This is a genomic window from Streptomyces sp. NPDC002520 (assembly GCF_053595235.1).
Genome location: NZ_JBSFXG010000006.1, coordinates 82,786 through 101,699, shown reverse-complemented (window position 1 = coordinate 101,699; position 18,914 = coordinate 82,786). Strand labels below are relative to the sequence as shown.

At 70.8% G+C, this 18,914-nt stretch carries 17 protein-coding genes; 10 read left to right on the top strand and 7 right to left on the bottom strand.

Going from position 1 to position 18,914, the window contains the following annotated elements; translation table 11 throughout:
- Window positions 1–53: 53 nt before the first annotated feature.
- A complete protein-coding gene (locus ACWD5D_RS11700; protein WP_450704882.1) occupies window positions 54–1,304 on the top strand; it encodes an MFS transporter in 1,251 nt (416 codons plus the stop codon).
- Between the two features lie 407 nt (window positions 1,305–1,711).
- Here ACWD5D_RS11700 and ACWD5D_RS11695 read toward each other — a convergent pair whose 3' ends face one another.
- Window positions 1,712–2,584 carry a hypothetical protein gene (locus tag ACWD5D_RS11695; RefSeq protein ID WP_451372602.1) on the bottom strand — a complete coding sequence of 291 codons (873 nt, stop codon included), beginning with the start codon at window positions 2,582–2,584 and terminating at the stop codon, window positions 1,712–1,714.
- Between the two features lie 165 nt (window positions 2,585–2,749).
- Here ACWD5D_RS11695 and ACWD5D_RS11690 point away from each other — a divergent pair, with 165 nt between their 5' ends.
- The 8 genes from ACWD5D_RS11690 to ACWD5D_RS11655 all read left to right on the top strand — a co-directional run bounded on the left by ACWD5D_RS11690 (window position 2,750) and on the right by ACWD5D_RS11655 (window position 13,146).
- On the top strand, window positions 2,750–3,460 hold the full coding sequence (locus tag ACWD5D_RS11690) for a hypothetical protein (RefSeq protein WP_351221536.1): 711 nt from the start codon (window positions 2,750–2,752) through the stop codon (window positions 3,458–3,460).
- 21 nt (window positions 3,461–3,481) lie between these two features.
- Entirely contained in the window at window positions 3,482–4,057 is a 576-nt protein-coding gene (locus ACWD5D_RS11685; RefSeq protein WP_450704881.1) for a hypothetical protein, read from the top strand.
- 130 nt (window positions 4,058–4,187) lie between these two features.
- Window positions 4,188–7,322, top strand: coding sequence for a hypothetical protein (locus ACWD5D_RS11680; RefSeq protein WP_450704880.1), 3,135 nt, complete (start codon window positions 4,188–4,190; stop codon window positions 7,320–7,322).
- An 85-nt stretch (window positions 7,323–7,407) separates the two neighbouring features.
- Complete coding sequence (locus ACWD5D_RS11675) at window positions 7,408–8,256, top strand: hypothetical protein (RefSeq protein ID WP_450704879.1); 849 nt, start codon at window positions 7,408–7,410, stop codon at window positions 8,254–8,256.
- Window positions 8,253–9,158 (top strand): Mom family adenine methylcarbamoylation protein, encoded by a 906-nt coding sequence (locus ACWD5D_RS11670; RefSeq protein ID WP_450704878.1) that lies wholly within the window; start codon window positions 8,253–8,255, stop codon window positions 9,156–9,158. The genes ACWD5D_RS11675 and ACWD5D_RS11670 overlap by 4 nt, the downstream gene beginning before the upstream one ends.
- Window positions 9,159–9,466: 308 nt before the next feature.
- Window positions 9,467–10,213: a nuclease-related domain-containing protein gene (locus tag ACWD5D_RS11665; protein ID WP_450704877.1), complete on the top strand. Its 747-nt coding sequence runs from the start codon at window positions 9,467–9,469 to the stop codon at window positions 10,211–10,213.
- A gap of 58 nt (window positions 10,214–10,271) precedes the next feature.
- Window positions 10,272–11,534 (top strand): ATP-grasp domain-containing protein, encoded by a 1,263-nt coding sequence (locus ACWD5D_RS11660; RefSeq protein ID WP_450704876.1) that lies wholly within the window; start codon window positions 10,272–10,274, stop codon window positions 11,532–11,534.
- A gap of 286 nt (window positions 11,535–11,820) precedes the next feature.
- Window positions 11,821–13,146 (top strand): helix-turn-helix domain-containing protein, encoded by a 1,326-nt coding sequence (locus ACWD5D_RS11655; RefSeq protein ID WP_450704875.1) that lies wholly within the window; start codon window positions 11,821–11,823, stop codon window positions 13,144–13,146.
- A gap of 35 nt (window positions 13,147–13,181) precedes the next feature.
- On the opposite strand, the gene ACWD5D_RS11650 is transcribed toward ACWD5D_RS11655, so the two are convergent.
- The 6 genes from ACWD5D_RS11650 to ACWD5D_RS11625 form a co-directional block, all read right to left on the bottom strand.
- Window positions 13,182–13,982 carry a GNAT family N-acetyltransferase gene (locus ACWD5D_RS11650; RefSeq protein ID WP_450704874.1) on the bottom strand — a complete coding sequence of 267 codons (801 nt, stop codon included), beginning with the start codon at window positions 13,980–13,982 and terminating at the stop codon, window positions 13,182–13,184.
- A gap of 386 nt (window positions 13,983–14,368) precedes the next feature.
- Window positions 14,369–14,728, bottom strand: a complete 360-nt coding sequence (locus tag ACWD5D_RS11645; RefSeq protein WP_450704873.1) for a hypothetical protein — start codon at window positions 14,726–14,728, stop codon at window positions 14,369–14,371.
- A 49-nt stretch (window positions 14,729–14,777) separates the two neighbouring features.
- Window positions 14,778–16,037 carry a hypothetical protein gene (locus ACWD5D_RS11640; protein WP_450704872.1) on the bottom strand — a complete coding sequence of 420 codons (1,260 nt, stop codon included), beginning with the start codon at window positions 16,035–16,037 and terminating at the stop codon, window positions 14,778–14,780.
- A gap of 348 nt (window positions 16,038–16,385) precedes the next feature.
- A complete protein-coding gene (locus ACWD5D_RS11635) occupies window positions 16,386–16,994 on the bottom strand; it encodes a hypothetical protein (RefSeq protein WP_450704871.1) in 609 nt (202 codons plus the stop codon).
- A 240-nt stretch (window positions 16,995–17,234) separates the two neighbouring features.
- Window positions 17,235–17,777 (bottom strand): hypothetical protein, encoded by a 543-nt coding sequence (locus ACWD5D_RS11630; protein ID WP_450704870.1) that lies wholly within the window; start codon window positions 17,775–17,777, stop codon window positions 17,235–17,237.
- 28 nt (window positions 17,778–17,805) lie between these two features.
- Window positions 17,806–18,291: a hypothetical protein gene (locus ACWD5D_RS11625; RefSeq protein ID WP_450704869.1), complete on the bottom strand. Its 486-nt coding sequence runs from the start codon at window positions 18,289–18,291 to the stop codon at window positions 17,806–17,808.
- A gap of 282 nt (window positions 18,292–18,573) precedes the next feature.
- Between ACWD5D_RS11625 and ACWD5D_RS11620 the strand changes: the two genes are divergently transcribed.
- A complete protein-coding gene (locus ACWD5D_RS11620; protein WP_351221522.1) occupies window positions 18,574–18,855 on the top strand; it encodes an HU family DNA-binding protein in 282 nt (93 codons plus the stop codon).
- Window positions 18,856–18,914 lie beyond the last annotated feature (59 nt).

Sequence of the window (18,914 nt, the reverse complement as noted above, 5' to 3'; positions counted from 1 at the left end):
CTTCGCCTTTGGCCCGTGCCGCCTTGCCGGCGCCTCACCCAACTGGAGCCCGCGTGACCATCATTGCTGCGCCCGCCGGCCAGGCAGGTCAAGGCGCGAAGGCCGGCCGCCGCCGGTGGCCGGCGGACATCCGCACGCTGATGGCCGGCACCTTCCTTGTGCGGGCTTTCGGCTTCACGTACCCGTTCCTGCCGTACCACCTCGACCACCTGCACCTGAACACCCGGACCGTCAGCTGCGTCCTGGCCGCGTTCGGCGCCGGCTGGTTCCTCGGATCCATCCTGTGCGGCTGGCTCGCCGACCGCATCGGCCCCCGCACCACCCTGATCGCGGCGATGGCGCTCGCCTCGTCAGCCCTGCCGCTTCTCGCCCAGGCCAAGACCGTCCCCGGCCTGCTGGCCGCGGCCTTCGCCGCCGGCACCATCTACGACGCGCCCCGGCCGGTGTTCACCGCCGCCATCGCCGCCGCCTTCCCCGAGGACCGGGACCGCGCATCCCTCAACGCGTGGCGGAACTTCGCCGTCAACGTGGCCGCGGCGGTGGCGGGAACGGCCGGCGGCCTGCTCGCCGGCCCCCTCGGCATCCCGGCTCTGATCTGGGCCAACGCCGCAGCATGCGCACTCTTCGCCCTGCTCGTGTGGCACTTCATGCCCACCGCGCAGCGCGAGAGTCCCGATACGAACGACCCGCGGTCGGCCGGATACCAGGCGGCGTTCCGCGATCCACGCCTGTGGCTGCTGCTCGTGACCAGCCTCTGCGCCCTGACCTGCGCCGCCAGCCTGTTCTCCTCCATGCCCATGCTCATGGCCGAAGACGGACTCACCGCCTCGGACTACGGCTGGACGCAGACCGCGAACGCCGGTGCAGTCCTGCTGCTCTCCCCGATCCTCAATCGCTGGCTCGTCGCGCGCTCCGACCGCCCCGTCCCGATGACAGCACTGCTCGCCGCCAGCTCAGCCGCCCTCGGCGCGACCATGGGCGCAGCCGGATTCGCCTCCACAGCCGCCGGCTACTCCGCAGCCGCCGCCCTCGCAGTACCAGGGGAGATCGTGGTCTTCGGCGCGGCCGCCGACGTCCTCAACCGCATCTCACCCGCCAGCTCCCGAGGCCTGTACGCAGGAATCTGGGGAACCACGCTGGCCATGGCGGTCCTCCTCGCACCTACCCTCGCCGGATGGGCCCTCACCCACGGCGGCGACCGGCTTGCCGCGGTCACCACGTTCACAGTCGGCCTGCTCGGTGCCGCACTGGCCTGGCCGCTCGACCATCTCGTCCGCCGGCCGCGCCACGAGTCTTCTGGCTGACCGAGCCTGCGCCGGCCAGCCGAACCAAGACCCGCTGATCAACTGCGTGGGAGCGGCTACCGGATTGGTCAGCCCCGCGTCTGATCCTGCGCGTCGTAGTCCAGCACTTGGACGCGGAAGCCACTGACGGCGAGGCGCTGGCCAGCATCTGGGTGAGGAGCGGGGAGGGCCGCGTGGGCCCGCCGCCCTTGGCGAGACCGTACGAGACGGGCGGCAGCCGACGGACTGCCGCGGCCGGGAACGCGGAGCTGTCCGCACCGGTGGCCGGGCTGTGCGAACCGTTCTCGTCGGGCATGCGCTGTCTCCAGCTACAGGTCCGGGCAGGCACGGGTTGGTGCCCACCGTCCCACGGGCGAGGCCTCTGGTGGCGGTGGATCAGGACAACGGAACTGGCGATCGGCCGGGATCTACCACTGCTGTGGCCGAGACCCGCGGTTGAGCGCAACGCGGAGTGTGACGCCGAAGTGCGTGCGCAGACGACGCACTTCCCACCAGGACAGGGCCGTGACGGATAGGGGAGGCCCGAGGAGGAACAGCAGCCGTATGGCCGCCGGCGCCGCGACTGGGGAACTGTCGAAGAGCTGGAAGCCGAACAAGGCCCAGACCAGCAGGGGCGATATGAGAGGTGGCAGCACTTCGTGCACGTCTGCAGTCCGGAAGACGTAGTGGACGCACAGGACGGCAGCGGCAAGACCGAAGGGCACGGCGAAGAGCACCGCGGCCAGGGCGAGCAGCAGGAAGACGATCTGGAAAGGCCCGAAAGACGGCGCCAGCCGTGCGCCTCCACTGTTTTGCAGTAGGACGAAGAGGACGAGCACCGAGGCGAACAGCGCCGCGAAGCCGGCCATCGGCCCGGAGAGACGGCGTAGGTACTCTCCCCGCACCGGCGGCCGCGTCGCGGCGACGAACACGGCGAGGGCCAGCGGCACAGCCACGATCAGCACCCCTGCGCTGATCAGCGTCTCGGCGAACTTGTCCTTGGCGAATGACGAGAAGGACTCCTGCATCGGGTACGCGTAGATCATCCAGGCGGTGGCCCCGATCCCGATGACCGTACGCGCGACCTGCGCAGCCTCGATAGCGGAATCGGTGATGCGTCCGGGCCGGGACGGACGGAACACCCGCGCTGCCAGGACGAACGGCGCGGCGAGAAAGCCGGGCCGGCCGCGGCGCGGCGCGTAGCGGACTGTGGAACTCATGGCATCCCCGTTGTCGGTGGGGCCGGCGGCGCCGGCGCTTCGGTGTGCGTGATCTGCGATCCGGTCGAACCGGTATTGCACCAGGCAGCTGCGCCTGCTGTCGGGCAGTCCACCAGAAGAGGGCGGTGAAGCTGATCACCAATCGAGACGCGTAAAACTTGCCTAACGTGGCATCGTAGCGTAAGCTATACGCGTTACGCGAAGCGGGGGCCTCCCCGCTGTCGCTCCTCGAGCCACTGGAGTTCCATGAACCTGCCGCAGCTTCCGCTCGCCCAGGAGATCGACAAGAACCCCTACAGCCCGCACGAGTTCCACAACCGCGTGCGCAAGGCGCTCCTCATCGCGGCCGAACTGCGCCGCCACGACTTCAGCGGCGTCCTCCTCGCCCACAAGATCAACACCCTCAGCCGCGAGCAGATGGCGGCCGCCGCCCGCCGCCTCGGCGAGCGTCCCCCGGGCGTCACCACCGAGGGCAGCCCGACCGAGGACCTGATCACCAAGCTCCTGCACGCGATCCGCCAGGTCCAGCCCTCCGGCCGGACCCGCAACGTGCACAACACCCCGTGGGTGGCGGAGTTCACCGACTCCCTCCACCAGGCGATCGCGATCGCCTTCGAGGCGTTCTGGAACGACTTCGACGGCTACCCCACCCCGGACCGGATCGACCGCCTCACCCGCGCGAACCTTCAGGTGATCGCCCGCCGCGCTCGGCCCGGAGGCCGGATGACCACTCAGGTCAGCCAGCGCACGGAGTACCTGACCAAGCACCTCCTGCGCGCGATCCACGAGGCTCAGCCCGGCACCGCGGCCTCCGCCGCGCCCGAGCCCGAGCCGGTCCACGTCCAGGCCCCCGAGCCGTCGGCCGAGACCAGCCTGGCCGAGACCCTGGCCGCCGTCGTGGCCGCGGCGAAGAACTCGCCCACCGCGACCATCGTGGTCCTGCACCTGCCCCAGTAACCGCGCCCCTCGGCGCAATGGGTGTTCCGGCCGCACCCCTTCGGCCGGAACACCCTGCCCCCCGCTCCCGATGAAAGAGGCCCGTCCATCCGCACCATCCCCCGCAACCACACCCGTGTCCTGGCCGCGCTGCGCCAGGAACTGACGGGCGCAACCCGGCACAACGGCGCTCGGGACACCACCGGCACGCCGGTCCCGCCCCAGGAGGCCTGGAGCCACTACGACAATCCGCCCCCGCGCGGCGGCTGGCCCCTCCTGCGCGAACTCGACCCGCGCACCGGCACGTACGAGATCCGCGTGAGCGGCAAGCTCCGCTACGAGCTGCGCCGTGAGCAGACCCAGCGGATCGACATCGTCGTCGACCGCGATCCCGACGGCGAGACCGGGATCACCGTCTACATCGACGGCGTCAAGACCACCGGAATCCACGTCCACCAGATCGACCCCGGGGCATCCGGCGCCGACCACGCATGGCTCGACGACGTCACCGCACACGACGACGCCGTGCCTGCCGCCGTCCGCGACGAAATCGACGTCGTCGCCGCCGATTACCACAGGCGCTTGCACTACTGCAGCCGCGCCACCTGCGACGGCTGACCCCCCGGGCCCGCAGCGGCGTTCCCGTACCTCTGGCTGTGCCTCACCCACACCGACAGCGAGTACCACCGCGTCGGCGAGTGCGTCCTGCCTTGGCCCGAGCGGCTGGGAGAGCTGCTCGGCCGACGCCGTGCCCGACCTCAACCGGCTCTACCCCGAGTGCCGCTGGGACGAGCGCGCCCACCGCCCCGTGCCCTCCTGCACATTCGATCTCTGGAGCATCGACAGCATGACCCCCGATCACCCGCACACCACCCAACTGGCGCTCTTCGACACGGCCCGTCCGCGGCCGGACCGTGCCAGCGACGAGGAGACGGCTCCCGTCGCCGAGGCCGGGCACGGCTTCCCTGATGGGGCGCTGCAGCCCGGCGAGACCCTGTCGCCTGCCGGGTTCGCGGGGGGCGCGGGATGGCGCCTGGTGACGGTCGAGGGCTACGTGTACCGGGTGCGGCGCTGTGGCTGGTCGGGCAGCAATGACCTGTGGGAGGCCGGGCACGAGGAGGACGCCCACTGGTGGAACGGTGACCTTGAGGACCGCGCGCTTTCCGCCCTGCTCGGCCGTATCCGGTGCGACGCACAGACCCGGGCGCGGTTCGCCGACGTGTGGGCCCGGTACGGCGACCGTACGGGCGAGGTCGACTGGTCGGCCGACGAGAAGCGCACCGAGGTGGAGGCGGGCGTCATGCTCGTCTCGCGGTTCGGAGTGGCCGGTCTGCTGGTCGAGGCACGATGGGGTTGGGACCACGCGCGCGGCGGCGACATGGACGGCTCGACGCCAGAGACGTGGGAGCGGCGGCAGGTGGACCATGCGCTCTACACGCGGTCGTGGTGTGAGTGGTCGTCCGGTCTCACGTCGCTCTCGTCGCGGCCGTTCGAGGTGCTCGCGGTCGTCACCGAGGCCGAGGACGAGAAGCCCACCTGTGCGACGTCCGCGCCGTTCGTCGGCAAGTGCAGCCGTAAGCGGTCCGGGGAGTTCTTCCGGGTGGCCGTGTCGGGCCCGAACAGGGAGCGCGGCGAGATCGTCACGTGTGGCCGGTGCCTGGCCGGCTGGATGCTGGACGGCGAGCGTCGCCACGGGCGCACGGCGCTGGACGTCGTGGGCCGGCTGGCCGGTGGTGACCCGTCGCCGAAGCTGTGCAAGCTCAATTGGCAGCAGTGGTGCGACCGCGCATCAGAGCTTGCCGGGCAGCTGCTCGCGGACGCTCTGAGCGCCGGTCAGGTGGCCCCCTGGCCGGCCGCGGACATGGTGGAGCAGCTGCTCGCCGAGGCGTGCGAGGTGGGCGACGAGCGGGCCAAGCGTGCCGCCCGCGCCAGCGTGCGCGAGGAGCAGCCCGGGGCGGGCAAGAAGGTCCAGGACGCGGCGGCGGCCGCTGCGGTCGAGGAGCGCGCCGACCGTGCCGCGCTGGTCGCCGGGGCGTTCGCGCTGGACGCTGCGAGCTACGCCGAGATATGCGCGCACACCGACGCTGAGACGGCCGTAGAGGCGGCCGAGGCTGGGGAGTGGAGCAAGGCCGAGGAGGCGGCCAGGCAGGCGTCCGAGCACGCCGTAGAGGCCCTGGACGCGGCCGAGGCCGCCGACCACGCGGGCGTGTTCGTGGCCGAGGCCCGCGAGCGGGCCGACAAGGCGAACGAGCACGCGCGGGCCGCGTGTGAGGCGATCGTGACCGCGCGGGAGGCCGCCGACGCAGGGCCCGTCACTACCCTCCAGGTCCCGGCCGACTCGGGGGTGGCGGATAGCGACCGGACCGAGGAGGCGCCCAAGTACCCCCGCACGGTGGACGGTTGGGAGGTTCGTGCCGGGGGCTACGACGTAAACGAGCGGCCGCAGGAGTACGGCGGGAAGCTGCGCCCGGAAGTCGTGCCGGGGGCGTGGGTGATTCAGGACTTCCACGAGCAGCAGACCGCGCGCCGTGTCGTCGACCTGTTCAAGAACGGGAATTGGATGGTGCGCGCCGTCGCCCACGAGGGCACCGAGCGTGAGTCGTGGCTGTGCGAGTCCATCGACCGCGTGAAGGTGGTCACGGACGCAGAGCTGGCCGACGCCAAACGGTCCGCGTTCCGACTGCAGTGGGGCCAGTGGCGGGGGCGCACGTACAAGGGGATCGCGACGCAGCACCGCGGCAAATACGCGGCGTGCTGCGCGTGCGAGGACTGCATGGGTCTGGAGATCTACCGGGGCGGCCGCCGTATCGGCTGGTGCACGACGCTGGACGCGGCACTTGCGCTGTGGGTGTGGCACATCACGGGCGAGGAGGGCCCGGCGCCAGCGGCCGACGCGCCGCGCCCGGAGTTCATCCCCGGCAGCGTGGTCCCGCTTGACCGTGTCCCGGTCGCGTCGTGGGAGGGTCTGCAGGCGGCCGCCCAGGCCGGCGATGAAACGCCGATCGCGGCGAACACCGTTGCGACGGGCGTGATCGAGCGGGGCGGCAAGTGCGACCTGTGCGGCAAGGCGTACGGATTCCTGATCACGGGTGAGCACGACGGGACCCCCTGGCAGGCCGACCGGTGGTGCCTCGGCCGGTACACCGACGCTCACGACGTGGCCCGCCAGCTGACCGGCGGCGAACAGGACGCCGAGGATCTCGCGCTCGCCATGGGCGGGTACAGCGGGATCTCGGACGCGATGGACGCGGCCACCGAGGTACGGCGCGCCCAGGCCGCTCACGAGCGGGCGCAGCGCCTGTCCTACTGCGCGTGGTGGTGCGCGGCCGTACCGGAGGCCGAGGCGGGCCCAGAGGGCCCGGGGTGCGGTGAGTCGACGTACCGGCACGGGGAGGCCGACGGGTACGCCATCGACGTCACCACGGCGTACGGGTATCGGTACCGCGTCGACCGCGACGAGCGCCGGAAGTCGCCGTTCGTGGTCCGTGTGCTTAACGGCCGTGAGCCGGGCGCGAAGGTGGGCGGGGCCGCTCACGCTCGCGCCGCGTGGGCCCTGATCCGCACGCACGCCGAGGCCGAGCTACTCGCCGAGTTCCCCGCTGCCGCTGCCGCCGCTGACGTCGAGAACCAGGACCAGGGCGACGAGCAGCCCGCCGAGAAGGAGCTGCAGCAGTGCGGCAGCGGGGCCGCGCGCCTGCGGGCCGAGCTCGCCGCCCAGCCGGAGCCGGGCCGCATGGCCGTGCTGCTGCAGGAGCACCACGGGACCGACTGGCGGCCGTTGCGCCCCGGGCACGCCGGAACCGAGGGGCAGAAGGGCGAGCCAGACGAGGCCGCCGTGGTGCTTCCCCTTAGCTGCGCGCAGCGGCGGGCCGGGCGTAGCTGACCACGGCCCAGAGCCGCACGGCGCCCCGGGCCGCCGACACCCGCCCCGGACTCCCAACACCCCACATCAGAAAGGCGCGTGTGCGATGACCACGACGGCAGAGCGGTACCGGTTCGGGCAGACAGACGAGGACGGGCGCACGCCGGTCTATGTCGACGGCAGCGACACCCCGTCGGGGATCATCGCTCGCGACGGGCGCGGGCAGCGTCGGTGGACGGCCCGCCCGATCCTGGACGCCACCGGGCACGGCGGCGGGGCATACCGCGTGAAGGACGAGGCGGCCACCGAAGTCGTCGCTGCCGTCGACCGCGCGGCCTCGGTCCGCGCCGCAATGGCGCAGCTTCCTACGGTCGTGGGATGGCGCTACGCGTCGTGGGAGGAGATCGAGCAGGGCCGCATACGAGTGGTCCGGCCCGTGGAGTGTGAACAGGTGTACCGCCGTCACCGCGCCGCGGTGGGCGAGCCGGTCACCATGGACCGCCTGACCGTCACCGAGTCATGGGTGTTTGTGGCCGGCGAGCAGGACGGCAACGCGCTGCGGTACCTGCAGCTGTTCGCCCACGACTGGCGGACCGTCGGTGCCCTGGTCCCCGACGACACCCCGGCCCGCGCGGGTGAGCCCGAGGGATGGCTGACGGTCGGCGACGTCATCGAGCGCCCCGACGACGCCGACGCCCGGCAGGCCCCCAAGGCGGCCGGGCCGGTCGTACGGACGCGACTCGACTACGAGACCGGCACGCGCACGCTGGCCGTCGACCTCGGATTCGTCGTCACCTATGACGTGCCCGCCGACACTGCCCGGCGCGCCGAGTCGGCCCGCGGTGCGGTTGAGTTCGGCGGGTGCCTCTTCACCCCTTCGGAGATCGGGGCCGTGGACGATCAGGTGCCCGTCCCTGCGGGCCTGGCCAACTCCGGGCGGGAGGGCGGCCGGTGACGAATGCCGTGCAGGAGGCGCTGCCCCTGGAAGACCTGTCCGAGGTGCCCACGGCCTCAGACTGGTGTCGGCGGTGGTCCCAGGGTCGTCCTTCGTGGCGGCACACCAGCGAGGGCGGGTTTGACCCCCGGCACTACGAGGTGGAACCGCTCGACGAGATGCAGGCGAAGCGCTTCGTGATCGAGAACCACTACGCCGGGTCCTACCCGTCGGCAACTCAGCGCTTTGGCCTGTACCGTGTCCGTGCCGGCGAGCCGCGGCAGCTGTGTGGAGTGGCCGTCTACGGCACCCCGGCTGGTGCCCGTGTCCTGACCAGCACCCTGCCGGACCTGGAACCCAACCGCCAGTCCCTCGTTTGTTCGAGGTTCGTTCTCCTCGAGGAGTGCCCCGGAAACAGCGAGAGTTGGTTCCTGGCGAGATGTCACGAGGCTCTGCTGGCAGACGGCGTACTGGGAGTTCTTTCGTTCGCCGACCCGGTACCGCGCCGCGACACCCACGGCAAACTAGTCGCAATCGGGCATGTAGGTACAATTTACAAGGCCACGAACAGCGTCTACACGGGAAGGGCCGCCGCCCGGACGCTCAAGCTCCTCCCGGACGGAACGATCCTCCACGACCGGGCTGCCCAGAAGGTCCGTCGGCAGGAAGTGGGCCATCGGTATGTTGAGGAAAAGCTGATCTCTTTGGGCGCTCCCGTCCCCCGGGCGGGAAGCGATCCGGCCGTCTGGCTGCAGGAAGCCCTGGAGGCCGTCGGGGCACGCCTGTTGAGACACCGCGGAGCCCACCGCTATGTCTTCAGACTAGGCAAGAACCGCACCGAACGTGAGCGGATCCGGCTGGGCCGACCTGAAATCCGCCCCACCCCCCAGCAGCCGGACCCGGAGTGTGACCGAGGGTGGTAGTTGGCAATACACGCGTATATCTGTGCAGGTCACGGGCGTGCAGAGAACGATGGTTGGCAGATCTTGAGGGCCGTAGTTGGCAGATCATGCCTCCTCCGGCCCAGAGCTCGACCCCATCTCCGCAGGCGGGCGCGTTGGCCGTCGGCGACGCAGCAAGATTCGCCAACTACCGCGCCCCATGTGCCACCTATGAATCTCGGTCACACGGAGTAGAGCGGCACCAGCAGCCCTGGACCGGCCGGACTCTGTCCACAGCCCGCACCTTGCAGCATCACGATCTCCACCGCGCCAACCCCAAGGAGAACGGGATGCCCACCACGCGGGCCCGACGCCGAACCGGCGCCGGAGCGAGCGCACAGGCCATGGCCGACACGATCCGCGCCGCCGAGCGACGCAAGCAGCACCTCACCGCCCTGTGGGCACTGCCGCTCCTCGTCATACCGACCGCGGTCACGGCCGGCTACCTCGCGGCCATCACGACCAACCGGCAGGCCGGCATCGCTGTCACCATCGTCGTCACCGTGCTGGCCCTGCGCCGCATCTACCGCACCAAGGGCAGCACCTGGGCCACCGGCGCAGCCGGCGAACGCCGCACCCGACGGATCCTCGCCCCCCTGGTGTGGTGCGGCCTCGGCCGCTGGGCCGTCCTCCACGACCGCCAGATCCCGCGCTCCCGCGCCAACCTCGATCACCTGGTCATCGGCCGCTGCGGGCCGGTCTACATCGACACCAAGACCTGGAAGGCGAAGAACGCCAAGGTCCACCTGCGGCGCGGACAGCTCTGGTACGGCAAGCACCCCCAGCAGAAGACCCTCGACACCGTCCTGTGGGAGGCCAGCCGGGCCGCCGAGGTCCTCGGGCATCCCGTCCTGCCGGTCGTGGCGGTCCACTACGCCGCCGTACCAGCCGGCGGCCTCATCAGCTCGGGCGTCACCATCATCCCCGCCGGCGAACTGCGCGGCTTCCTGCGCGCCCTGCCCAAAGCGCCCGGCTGGAACCGCGCCCGCATCGCCTCCGCCCGCCGCCTCGCCGACCAGCACCTGCGCCCCGCGTAAGGCGGAGCACCCCGAACCGCCCAGCCACCCCGATCAGCACACCCGTGAGGAATGCCCCATGACCATCGCCATCGTGGACGGATACTCCACCGGCGCAGCGCTCGCCCACCGACTTCACAGCCTCGGCGTCGACTGCCTCCACATCCAGAGCCAGCAACACGTCAACGCCTTCCTCCAGCACTCCTTCGACCCCAGCCACTACACACGCGACCTCGGCTACACCACCAACCAGGACGCGCTGACGAGACGACTGGAGCAGGACCGCGTCACCCGCGTGATCGCCGGCACCGAGTCCGGCGTCACCCTGGCCGAGACCCTCGCCCTTCGCCTGAACCTCCCCACGAACACGCCCGACCGTAGGGCAGCGCGACGCGACAAGAACCTCATGGCCCAGGCCGTCGCCGCCGCGGGCCTGGCCACCCCCTTGGCCACCGTGGCCAGCACCCCAGACGACGCCGCGCGCTGGTTCGGCGAATCCCTCCTGGCCGAGGTCGTCGTCAAGCCGCTGACATCCGCCGGCACCGACAACGTCCGCTTCTGCCGCACCGAGAACGAGGTGCGCGCCGCCACGGCCGCCATCCTCGGCGCCCGCACCATCTTCGGCGAGCCGAACCAAGCCGCCCTCGTCCAGGAGCGGCTCATCGGAGACGAGTACTACATCAACACCGTCTCCCACGAGGGACACCACCGGGTCGCCGAGATGTGGCGCTACACCAAACAGATCGGACCGGCAGGCGGCCCCATCTACGACTACGAGGAACCCGTCGCCGCCGACTCGCCACAAGCCCGCAACCTGCGGGACTTCACCTTCGCCGTGCTCGACGCCCTCGGCATTCAGGCCACCCCCGCCCACACCGAGGTGATGCTCACCCAGCGAGGCCCCGTCCTGATCGAGACCGGCGCCCGACTCGGCGGAGCCACCTCTCCCCACATCGTGGAGCGCTACTGCGGGGTGTCCCAGACCGGACTGACGGCGAGCGCCCTGATCGCTCCCGACACCCTGCTGTCCTTCGACGACCGGCATACCACATGGACCTCCGCCGTCCGCAACGTCGAGTTCGTCAACCACCACCCCGGATCCGCCGATCCGCACGCCCCCTCCCGCATCGCCGAACTGCCCAGCGTCGTCGCCGTGTTCACGGCCGTCGACCCCGGCGCTCCTCTGCCGCCGACCGCCGACCTGCTCAGCTCACCCGGCTACGCCTACCTCGCGGCCTCCACCCGGGACGAGGTTGAACGCGACTACGCCCAACTGCGCGCCTGGGAACGCGCCGGCCTGCACACCAGCGGGCAGAACCCGGCACACCTCCGCGCAGCCTGACCGCACGGATCCCAGAGCGGACCGGTGACCCGACTGGCGCCCCGGCGATGAACGCCGCCGTACGGTCGCCGGCCGCTCCGCGTCGCCGGCCGCACTGCTGGCCGCGCGCGGGGCGCTAGGCGGGCGGACCGCAAAGGGCCGCCATCGACCCGACGACCCTCGCCCGATGATTCCCCACTCCCGTCGGCCCCGGGTGAATTCAGGCGGATCGGCCACACTCCACGGGCATCACCGGGATCATGGCCGCCGTACGGGCGCGCAGGCATCGGGCGAGAGGGGCGTACCCATGACCGACTGGGGCAAGGACGAGGAGCGGCTGGTGGTGCGGGCCGTCGACGTGCTGTGCGGCGTGCTCAGCGGAGCCCCGGTGGAACCGGCCCGACAGGTCATCGCGTCCCGGGTGTTGGCGCAGATTGAGCTGCAGCTCTTCCCGATGCACGAAGAGAGCGAGCTGGAGGAGAACACCGAAGCCGCTGCCTCCGAGGCAACCGACGAGCAGTGGACGGACGACGCCGCAGTCCGCCGCTGGCTGGCCGGAGTACTGCACGATCATGCGGCCGAGTACAACGACTATCACGAGGTGGCGGAAGGCGACTGGGGCTTCGTCCACGACGTCGGCCACCCGGCGTGGCCGCTGCTGGAGCTGTCACCGTTCTCCCGCAGGCTGCGCCTGCTGCAGGACGCGACAGCGAAGACCGGGGCCGGACTTGGCCGCGATATCGGCGTCGGCGCACACCAGCTCGGGCACTGGGCTGCCGGCCGCTCCCGTCCAGGCCCTGCCGAACGGAAGGCGCTGGCCGGCGCATTCGGCATCCACCCGGCCTGGCTGGACCCGTCCCGCGACGATCAGCCCGACATCGAGCTCTACAGGTTCCGGTCGTGTCAATGCGAGACCGCCGGGACCATGACGCGCGAGGGCCTGGGCCGGGAGGAGCCAGACTGGTACGAGAGTGCGGCTGAGCAGGCCGGAGCGGTCCGCTGGTGCGACGGATGCGGACAGCCCTGGCTGAAGGACTCCGCCGACTGGCTACTGCCGCTGCCGCCCGGTGAAGAGACGATCCCGTACTACGGCTCCCTGGCGGACGGCCAGCATCCCGCCATCTACGTTCGCCACCGCTCCCTCGACGAGGCATGGCCGCCGGTCCTGTGGCGCCCTCCCCACCACCCCCTCAAGAGGACACGGAACCGGACCGCCTACCTCGTACCCTCCCTGCTCACGGACGCACCCCTGCCGCCGGCTCCCGCGCCAAGCCCGCCGAAACCTCGCGGTCACGTACCGTCGGAAGAACCGGCTCGCGCCAACGCCTCCTGGTGCCTTACCTGCCAGAGCCTCGTCAACGCACCACCAGCAGAACCTGGAGGCCCGTGGGTCTTGCTGCACCGAAGCGAGCGGCGCCGCGGAGTCAGCACCTGGTCCTACCCCAGCAGGCGCGACGCCTTCCACGCCGCCGCCCACATGGCCATTCTTGGCCTCATGGACGACAAGATCGCGCAGGACCTGTTCGCCGACCAGGCGCACGAACAGGTCGTCGCCCGGTATCTGGAACTGAACCCGGACACCGATCTGTTCGCGGTCGTCGAGCTCGTCCCGATGAGCCCCACCCAGTTCTGAGCGTCATCACCGACCCGGCCGTGGCGATCACCGAGTCACTCCTCGGCGCTTCCCAGCCAGGCGATCCACCCTCCGTCGGGCGCCCGGCCAAGGTGAAGTTCCGGGCTGTGCCCCTGACTGTGGGCGCAGATTCGGCCGTAGGCACCGTGGCGCGCGGGGCACAGCCGGGCCAAGTTGTGCGGGCTGAGGGCGTTCAGATCGTCCGGGAGACTGCGGCCCGCCGGCGTGGCCCGCGCCCGGGCACCGTGCCGCCGCTCCACCTCGTCCTGGCGCGCGAGGAGCAGCCGAGCCCAGCGAAGATCCGCGTCGTCCTCACCGCCGTCGGGGGTGTAGAGGCACTGCTGTTCGCCGAACTCCTCGAGCTCGTCGACCAGCACCATGCCCAGTGACTCCAGCAGACGGCGTGAGGCGGTGTTCGCCGCCTGCGTGACCGCGACCACCGGGCCGCCGAACGGGACCGCCCTGGTCCACCAGCCGACCGCCGCACCGACCGCTTCCCGGCCCAGGCCCTGGCCCCAGGCCGAGGGCAGCAGCTGGTAGGAGACTGCGGCCCGGCCCGCGCAGCGGTGATCCGCGCTGATCGATACGAGGCCGATCGCGGCTCCGCCGTCGGCAAGGGCAACGGTCCACGTGCCCGGGGCCGACGGATAGGCGCGTTGCTGGGCGGCGACGCGCTCCTCCGACGCGTGGCCACCCAGAAACGCCCGGACCCGCGCATCGGTCAGCAATTCCCGTATGAGGGACGAGTCCTCAGGGGTGACCGGGCGCAAATGGAGGCGGTCGGTGCGCAGTTCGGAAGGCCATACCCGCAGCAGGTCGGCATCGACGGAGTCCATGGGGCTCAGGATGGCAGTTCAGGACGCGGACCACGGACCGTACGGCAGCGCCGCCCACTCGTTGGCGCGGTCGGCCGGATTCCTCTGCCGTCGTCGTGAGCGGAGGAACGGCGCCTGCGGAGTGCGACAGGGCCCGCCATGGTCACCGGGAGGCTGGTTCGGCGGCTGCCAGGCGCCGGCCGGTCCCGGTGCGAAAGTCCTGTGGATCGGACCGCGCAGGCCCGTGGACCCGTCGGTCGGCTGGATACGGCCGGTGCCGTCGCGGTACTCCACGAGGCCGAGGTCGTGCAGAGCCTGCTTCGTGACCCGGCTGACGCTGGGCAGCAGGGCGTCGACCTGCTCGGGCAGGGGGCATGCAGGAGCCTCTTCAGGGGATCGATTTGTTGCTACGACTGGATCGGCACCGCGCTCCCTCGGCGAGGGTGTGGATTCGGCACGGAGGACGACGGGGCGTCGTCCAGCTCGGCGAGGGCGATCCGGCCGGCGTCGGTGATCTGGAGGCGTGACCCCCGAGACGACGGGGCGATCCAGCCCAGGCAGAGTGCGCTGAACACCCACTCGGAGCAGGGATAGGAGGGGCGCTCACCGCGCAGGTCGACGAATCCAGCCGCGGAGCCGTGCACGGTGAGGCAGTACAGATGGCCTTCGGCCGCGGATCGCAGGACGCCCGCCTCCAGGGGGCAGGGCCGTGCCTGCCCTGCTGACGGAAGCGCTGTACCGGGCGTACGGACGGCGGGTTGAGACATGGGCAATTCCATTCAGATAGTGGCAAATGATCAAAGGAGGGCCAGAAGATCAGCCGATTAGGGCCCGGTACTGCGCTTCACGGTCACGGTGCCGGGCGGCCGCGGCCTTGAGCGTGCGGTAGTTCTCACGCAGTTCGCGGAGCGCTTGTCGGCACTCCCGCAACCGCTCCGGTGCCTCGCCCTGGGCGGCGGCCAGCTGGAGGGCGGCGACGTCCCGGCGCGCCAGGTACCGAAGTGCCAGAGCGCGCAGCACGGCGGATGCGCGGCGCTCGGTCGCCGAGGAAGGGGACATGCCCTCCCGGACTCCGCTGTGCGCAAAAGCGGGCAGGCGGGCGGGCGCCGTGGACGTGATGTCGTCCGTGCGGGCATCCCAGTTCCAGTAGCCGCCGAGGAGGACACCGTTGACCGTCGGCTCCCGGTCCTGCCTGACCTCGTAGGGGCTGCGCGTGCTCACATGGCCGTAGGTGACGCGTACACCAGAGGGAATGGGCCGGGGCCGCGAACGGTCACGGCCGACGGTGAACCGGCCTTCGACGCGGGCGCCCGACACCTCGTACACCACGGTCCCGGGCACCACATCGCTGATTGCGACTTCGCGGACCGTCAGGACACCCATGGACCGGCCCGTGTTGTCGACGATGGGGACCTTCACCGGGGCTGGATCGGCCGGCCGCACAGGAAGAGGACGACGGCGGACGACACCGAGCACGGCGTTGAGCCGGTCACGGATCCGCTTCCGGTCGGCCTGCACACGCGCCATTTCCGCCTCGAGTTCTGCGGCCTTGCCGGCCTCGTGCTCAGCGAGCTTGACGGCCCGGTGGCGTACGGCAGCCAGGACGAGGTCCTGGCGGTGGGGGAGCGCGGCCCAGTGCACTACAACTGCCCGGACCAGGGCCTCCGCGCGACGCCGGATGGCCGAGCTCAGCTCACGGCGCATGCCGTTGTCACGCAGGTTGTGGGCATGAGGGCCGAGGAAGTAACTCGAAGGCGGGTCGTCCGGGTTGATGCTCTCCGTCCATCCGTGCAGCCGGACGTTGAACACGACCGGCTCGTCGGGTCGATGGGTACTCCAGAACGACAGGTCATCACCTACGGGGTCGGCGTCGTCGCCGAACTGGACCTTCACCGTGCTCGGCAGCACCGTGCCGTTGTAGAGGGCCTCGGGAATGACGACGAAGGTCCCGCGTACATGCGGGCCACGCACCACGTACCGGACGTGCCCGTGCTCCAAGGTGGTGACGAGCAGGGACAACCGGCCGAAGCCGGGAATCTCCGTGTCATGACGAGTCGTGGCGGGTTGGGGTGTCAACGTCACCTCCTGAGGGGGAGTCGGGGGCGGCGGCCCCTCTTTTCGGGGAGCCCGCAGTCGATCGGCGGGCAGGGCTCGGCAGATTTGAGGCGATCAGGCTGTGCAGGGGCGTCAACTCCGGCCAGCCAAGGGCCGACGGGCCCGCCGGGGGTTGGGCGGGCCCGTCGGAGGATGCCGTCCGGCGGGTGAGGGGGACCGGACGGCGGGCTGCGGTCGCCGGGGAGTACGTCGCGCATAGGCGGTTCGAAGCCCACCGGATGACGCGTTTAAGTTACCCTGAATGAGTGATCAAGGCAAGTTATACGCGGCCAGGGTGGGGGTGGGCATCCTGTCGGCGTTCGCCGGCGGCTAGGGTCCGGAGGTAAGAGCGCGATCGAGGCCGAGGGGTTCGCCGGTGCGCGCCTTCACGACCTCGCCGGTGATGACCTGCGTGGCGGCCGGGAGTTCCACCGGTTCCCGGCTGGCCACGCGGGGAGCGATCCTTCCTTCCATCACGCGACGTGGGTCCAGAAGGCTCAAGATCTGCAACCCCAGTTCGGCCGGTACATCGGTCAGCTTGATCTCCATGACCTGGCCGTCGTTGCTCAGTTTCACCTGACCGGGTGCGATGGCCGGACAGGGGGAGAGACTGTCAACTCCCCCCGACCAGTAGGAGACCTTCCGGTCGGTGGCCTCGTGGACGGGGGTCGGGCCAATGGAGATGTTCGGCAGCACCCGGGCAAGGCGCCGGTTCGTGGCGATCCGGCCCTGCCTGTCCCGCTCGGCTTCCCGGGCGGCATCAAGAGCCGCTCCGATCTTCGCGAGGTATCCGGGCAGGACCCGGCGGATGATGTCCTTCGCCATCGGCCCGGGCGGACGGTGCAGACCGACCGTGATCGCTGGCGGCCGGTCTCCGTAGTACGCGCTCGGGAAGATCCCTTCCACCGTCAGCCGCTCGTGGCTGTTGCGCTGGTACACGGCGATGCCCAGTCCGGAAGGGTGGACCAGCCGGAGAGAGCCGTGGACTGCTCGCCTCGACCCCAGGGAGTAACTCCAGCCTCCCCCTTCGATCTCCTCGGCGTTGAAGACGTCGGCCAGGGCCTTGCCCAGGCGGTCGAAGAGATCATGCAGGGCTTCCAGTTCCGAAATGGCGATTCCTCCAGCAAGTTGAGCGGGTTGGGACGGATCGGGGCCCGAGTCGCGGGCCGGCGGCCGCGGCTACGGCGACTCCTCGGAATCGGGGTGTGGCGTAGACGTCGCGATGCGCAGCGCCTCGGCGGCCTGCCAGACGCTCTCGTCGACGAGGGCCAGCGTGACCGGGCCTGCCCCGAAGGGCGCGCGGTTCACGGTGCCGCGGACATCACCGCGGAGGTCGAGGATCTCCACATCGACGTCCCGCGGAAGCTCCGTCAGCGCGGGCCAGGGATCGTCCTCGCAGTCGCACTCCTCGTCGTGAGGGCACTCCTCCAGCAGGTGCTCGCGGATGCGCTCGTACGCCGTCGGATTCACGTACAGCTGGAGCTCGGCGCGCTCGCCGATGGAGTCCGGCACGATCTTCGCCCTGCCGACCTTGGAGGTGACCACGCTGTATGCGGCGCCACGAAGCCCGTTGTACTGGTGGATGCTCCCTCCGGAGGCATCCGCCAGCACGGCGAGTGCGACGGTCCAGGCGGCGTCCGTGGCGGCGCGGACGCCGGCGAGCGCGGCACGCAGCGCGGCGGCCGAAGCCGCGGGCACGGCGTACGGGTCAGAAGCGTTCATGTCCCACCTTCCCGGGTGTGCTGGGCGGTCAGCTGATGTCCGACAGGACCTGGCGGTCCTGTCGGAAGCGCTGGATCAGCGGGAGATCGGCGCCCGGCTGGAGAAGCGCCGGCGGCCTGCCCGATGCCGGATGGCCTTCGGCGACCGCGCGGGCGTAGTCGATCGCCTTGCGGAACGCCTTCAGATACGGGCGCAGATCCGCGACCTCGCGCCGCCGCCGGTAGCGCTCCCGGCGGGTCTGGGCCTCGTCGATGTAGCGCTCGTTGCGGGCGTGGACGCGGCCGAGCAGGAACTGGCCGCCGACCAGCGACGCGAGCGCACGGTGGCCGGCGACGATGTCGCAGGCGCCGACCGTGCTGAGCGGAAGGACGTCGGCGGCCGCGCGGTCGACAGCGAAGGCGATGGCCTTCCAGGCGTCGTCCTGCAGCAGGGGCCGCTCGGCCGGTGCCGGGGCGGTCGTGCGGATGAACGTGAACCGGGGCCGCCGGAGAAACGCTATGGCGGGCGAGGTCATGGTGGTGGTCCTTCCGGAGACGGGGATGGTCCGGCCCGCCCAGAGGGCAAGGGCTGAGCGGGCCGGACCCGGAAGCCGCCGCTGCGGGCGGCTGGCTGTGGGAAGCGGGAGGACACAATCACCCCGCTGACGCGTAAAACTAGATCCATGGAAAATATAATGTCAAGTTTTACGCATGCTAGGGTGGCGTGCAGCGCCGCTCCCGCCTGAATGTCAGAGGGGGCTGGCAGCATGACCGACGCAACAGCCGCACAGGCAAGAACGAACAACGGAGCCACCCACATGAACCGCACGGAACTCGTCGCAGCGCTGGCCGACCGCGCCGAGGTGACCCGCAAGGACGCCGACGCCGTCCTGGCTGCGTTCGCCGACATCGTCGGCGACACCGTCGCCAAGGGCGACGAGAAGGTCACCATCCCCGGCTTCCTGACCTTCGAGCGCACCCACCGCGCCGCCCGCACCGCCCGCAACCCGCAGACCGGTAACCCGATCGAGATCCCGGCCGGCTACGCCGTGAAGGTCTCCGCGGGTTCCAAGCTGAAGGAGGCGGCGAAGGGCAAGTAGCCCGCCTGCACCCCCGGGGCGGCCGTTGCGGCAAGGCTGCACGCCTGCACCCGTTCCGG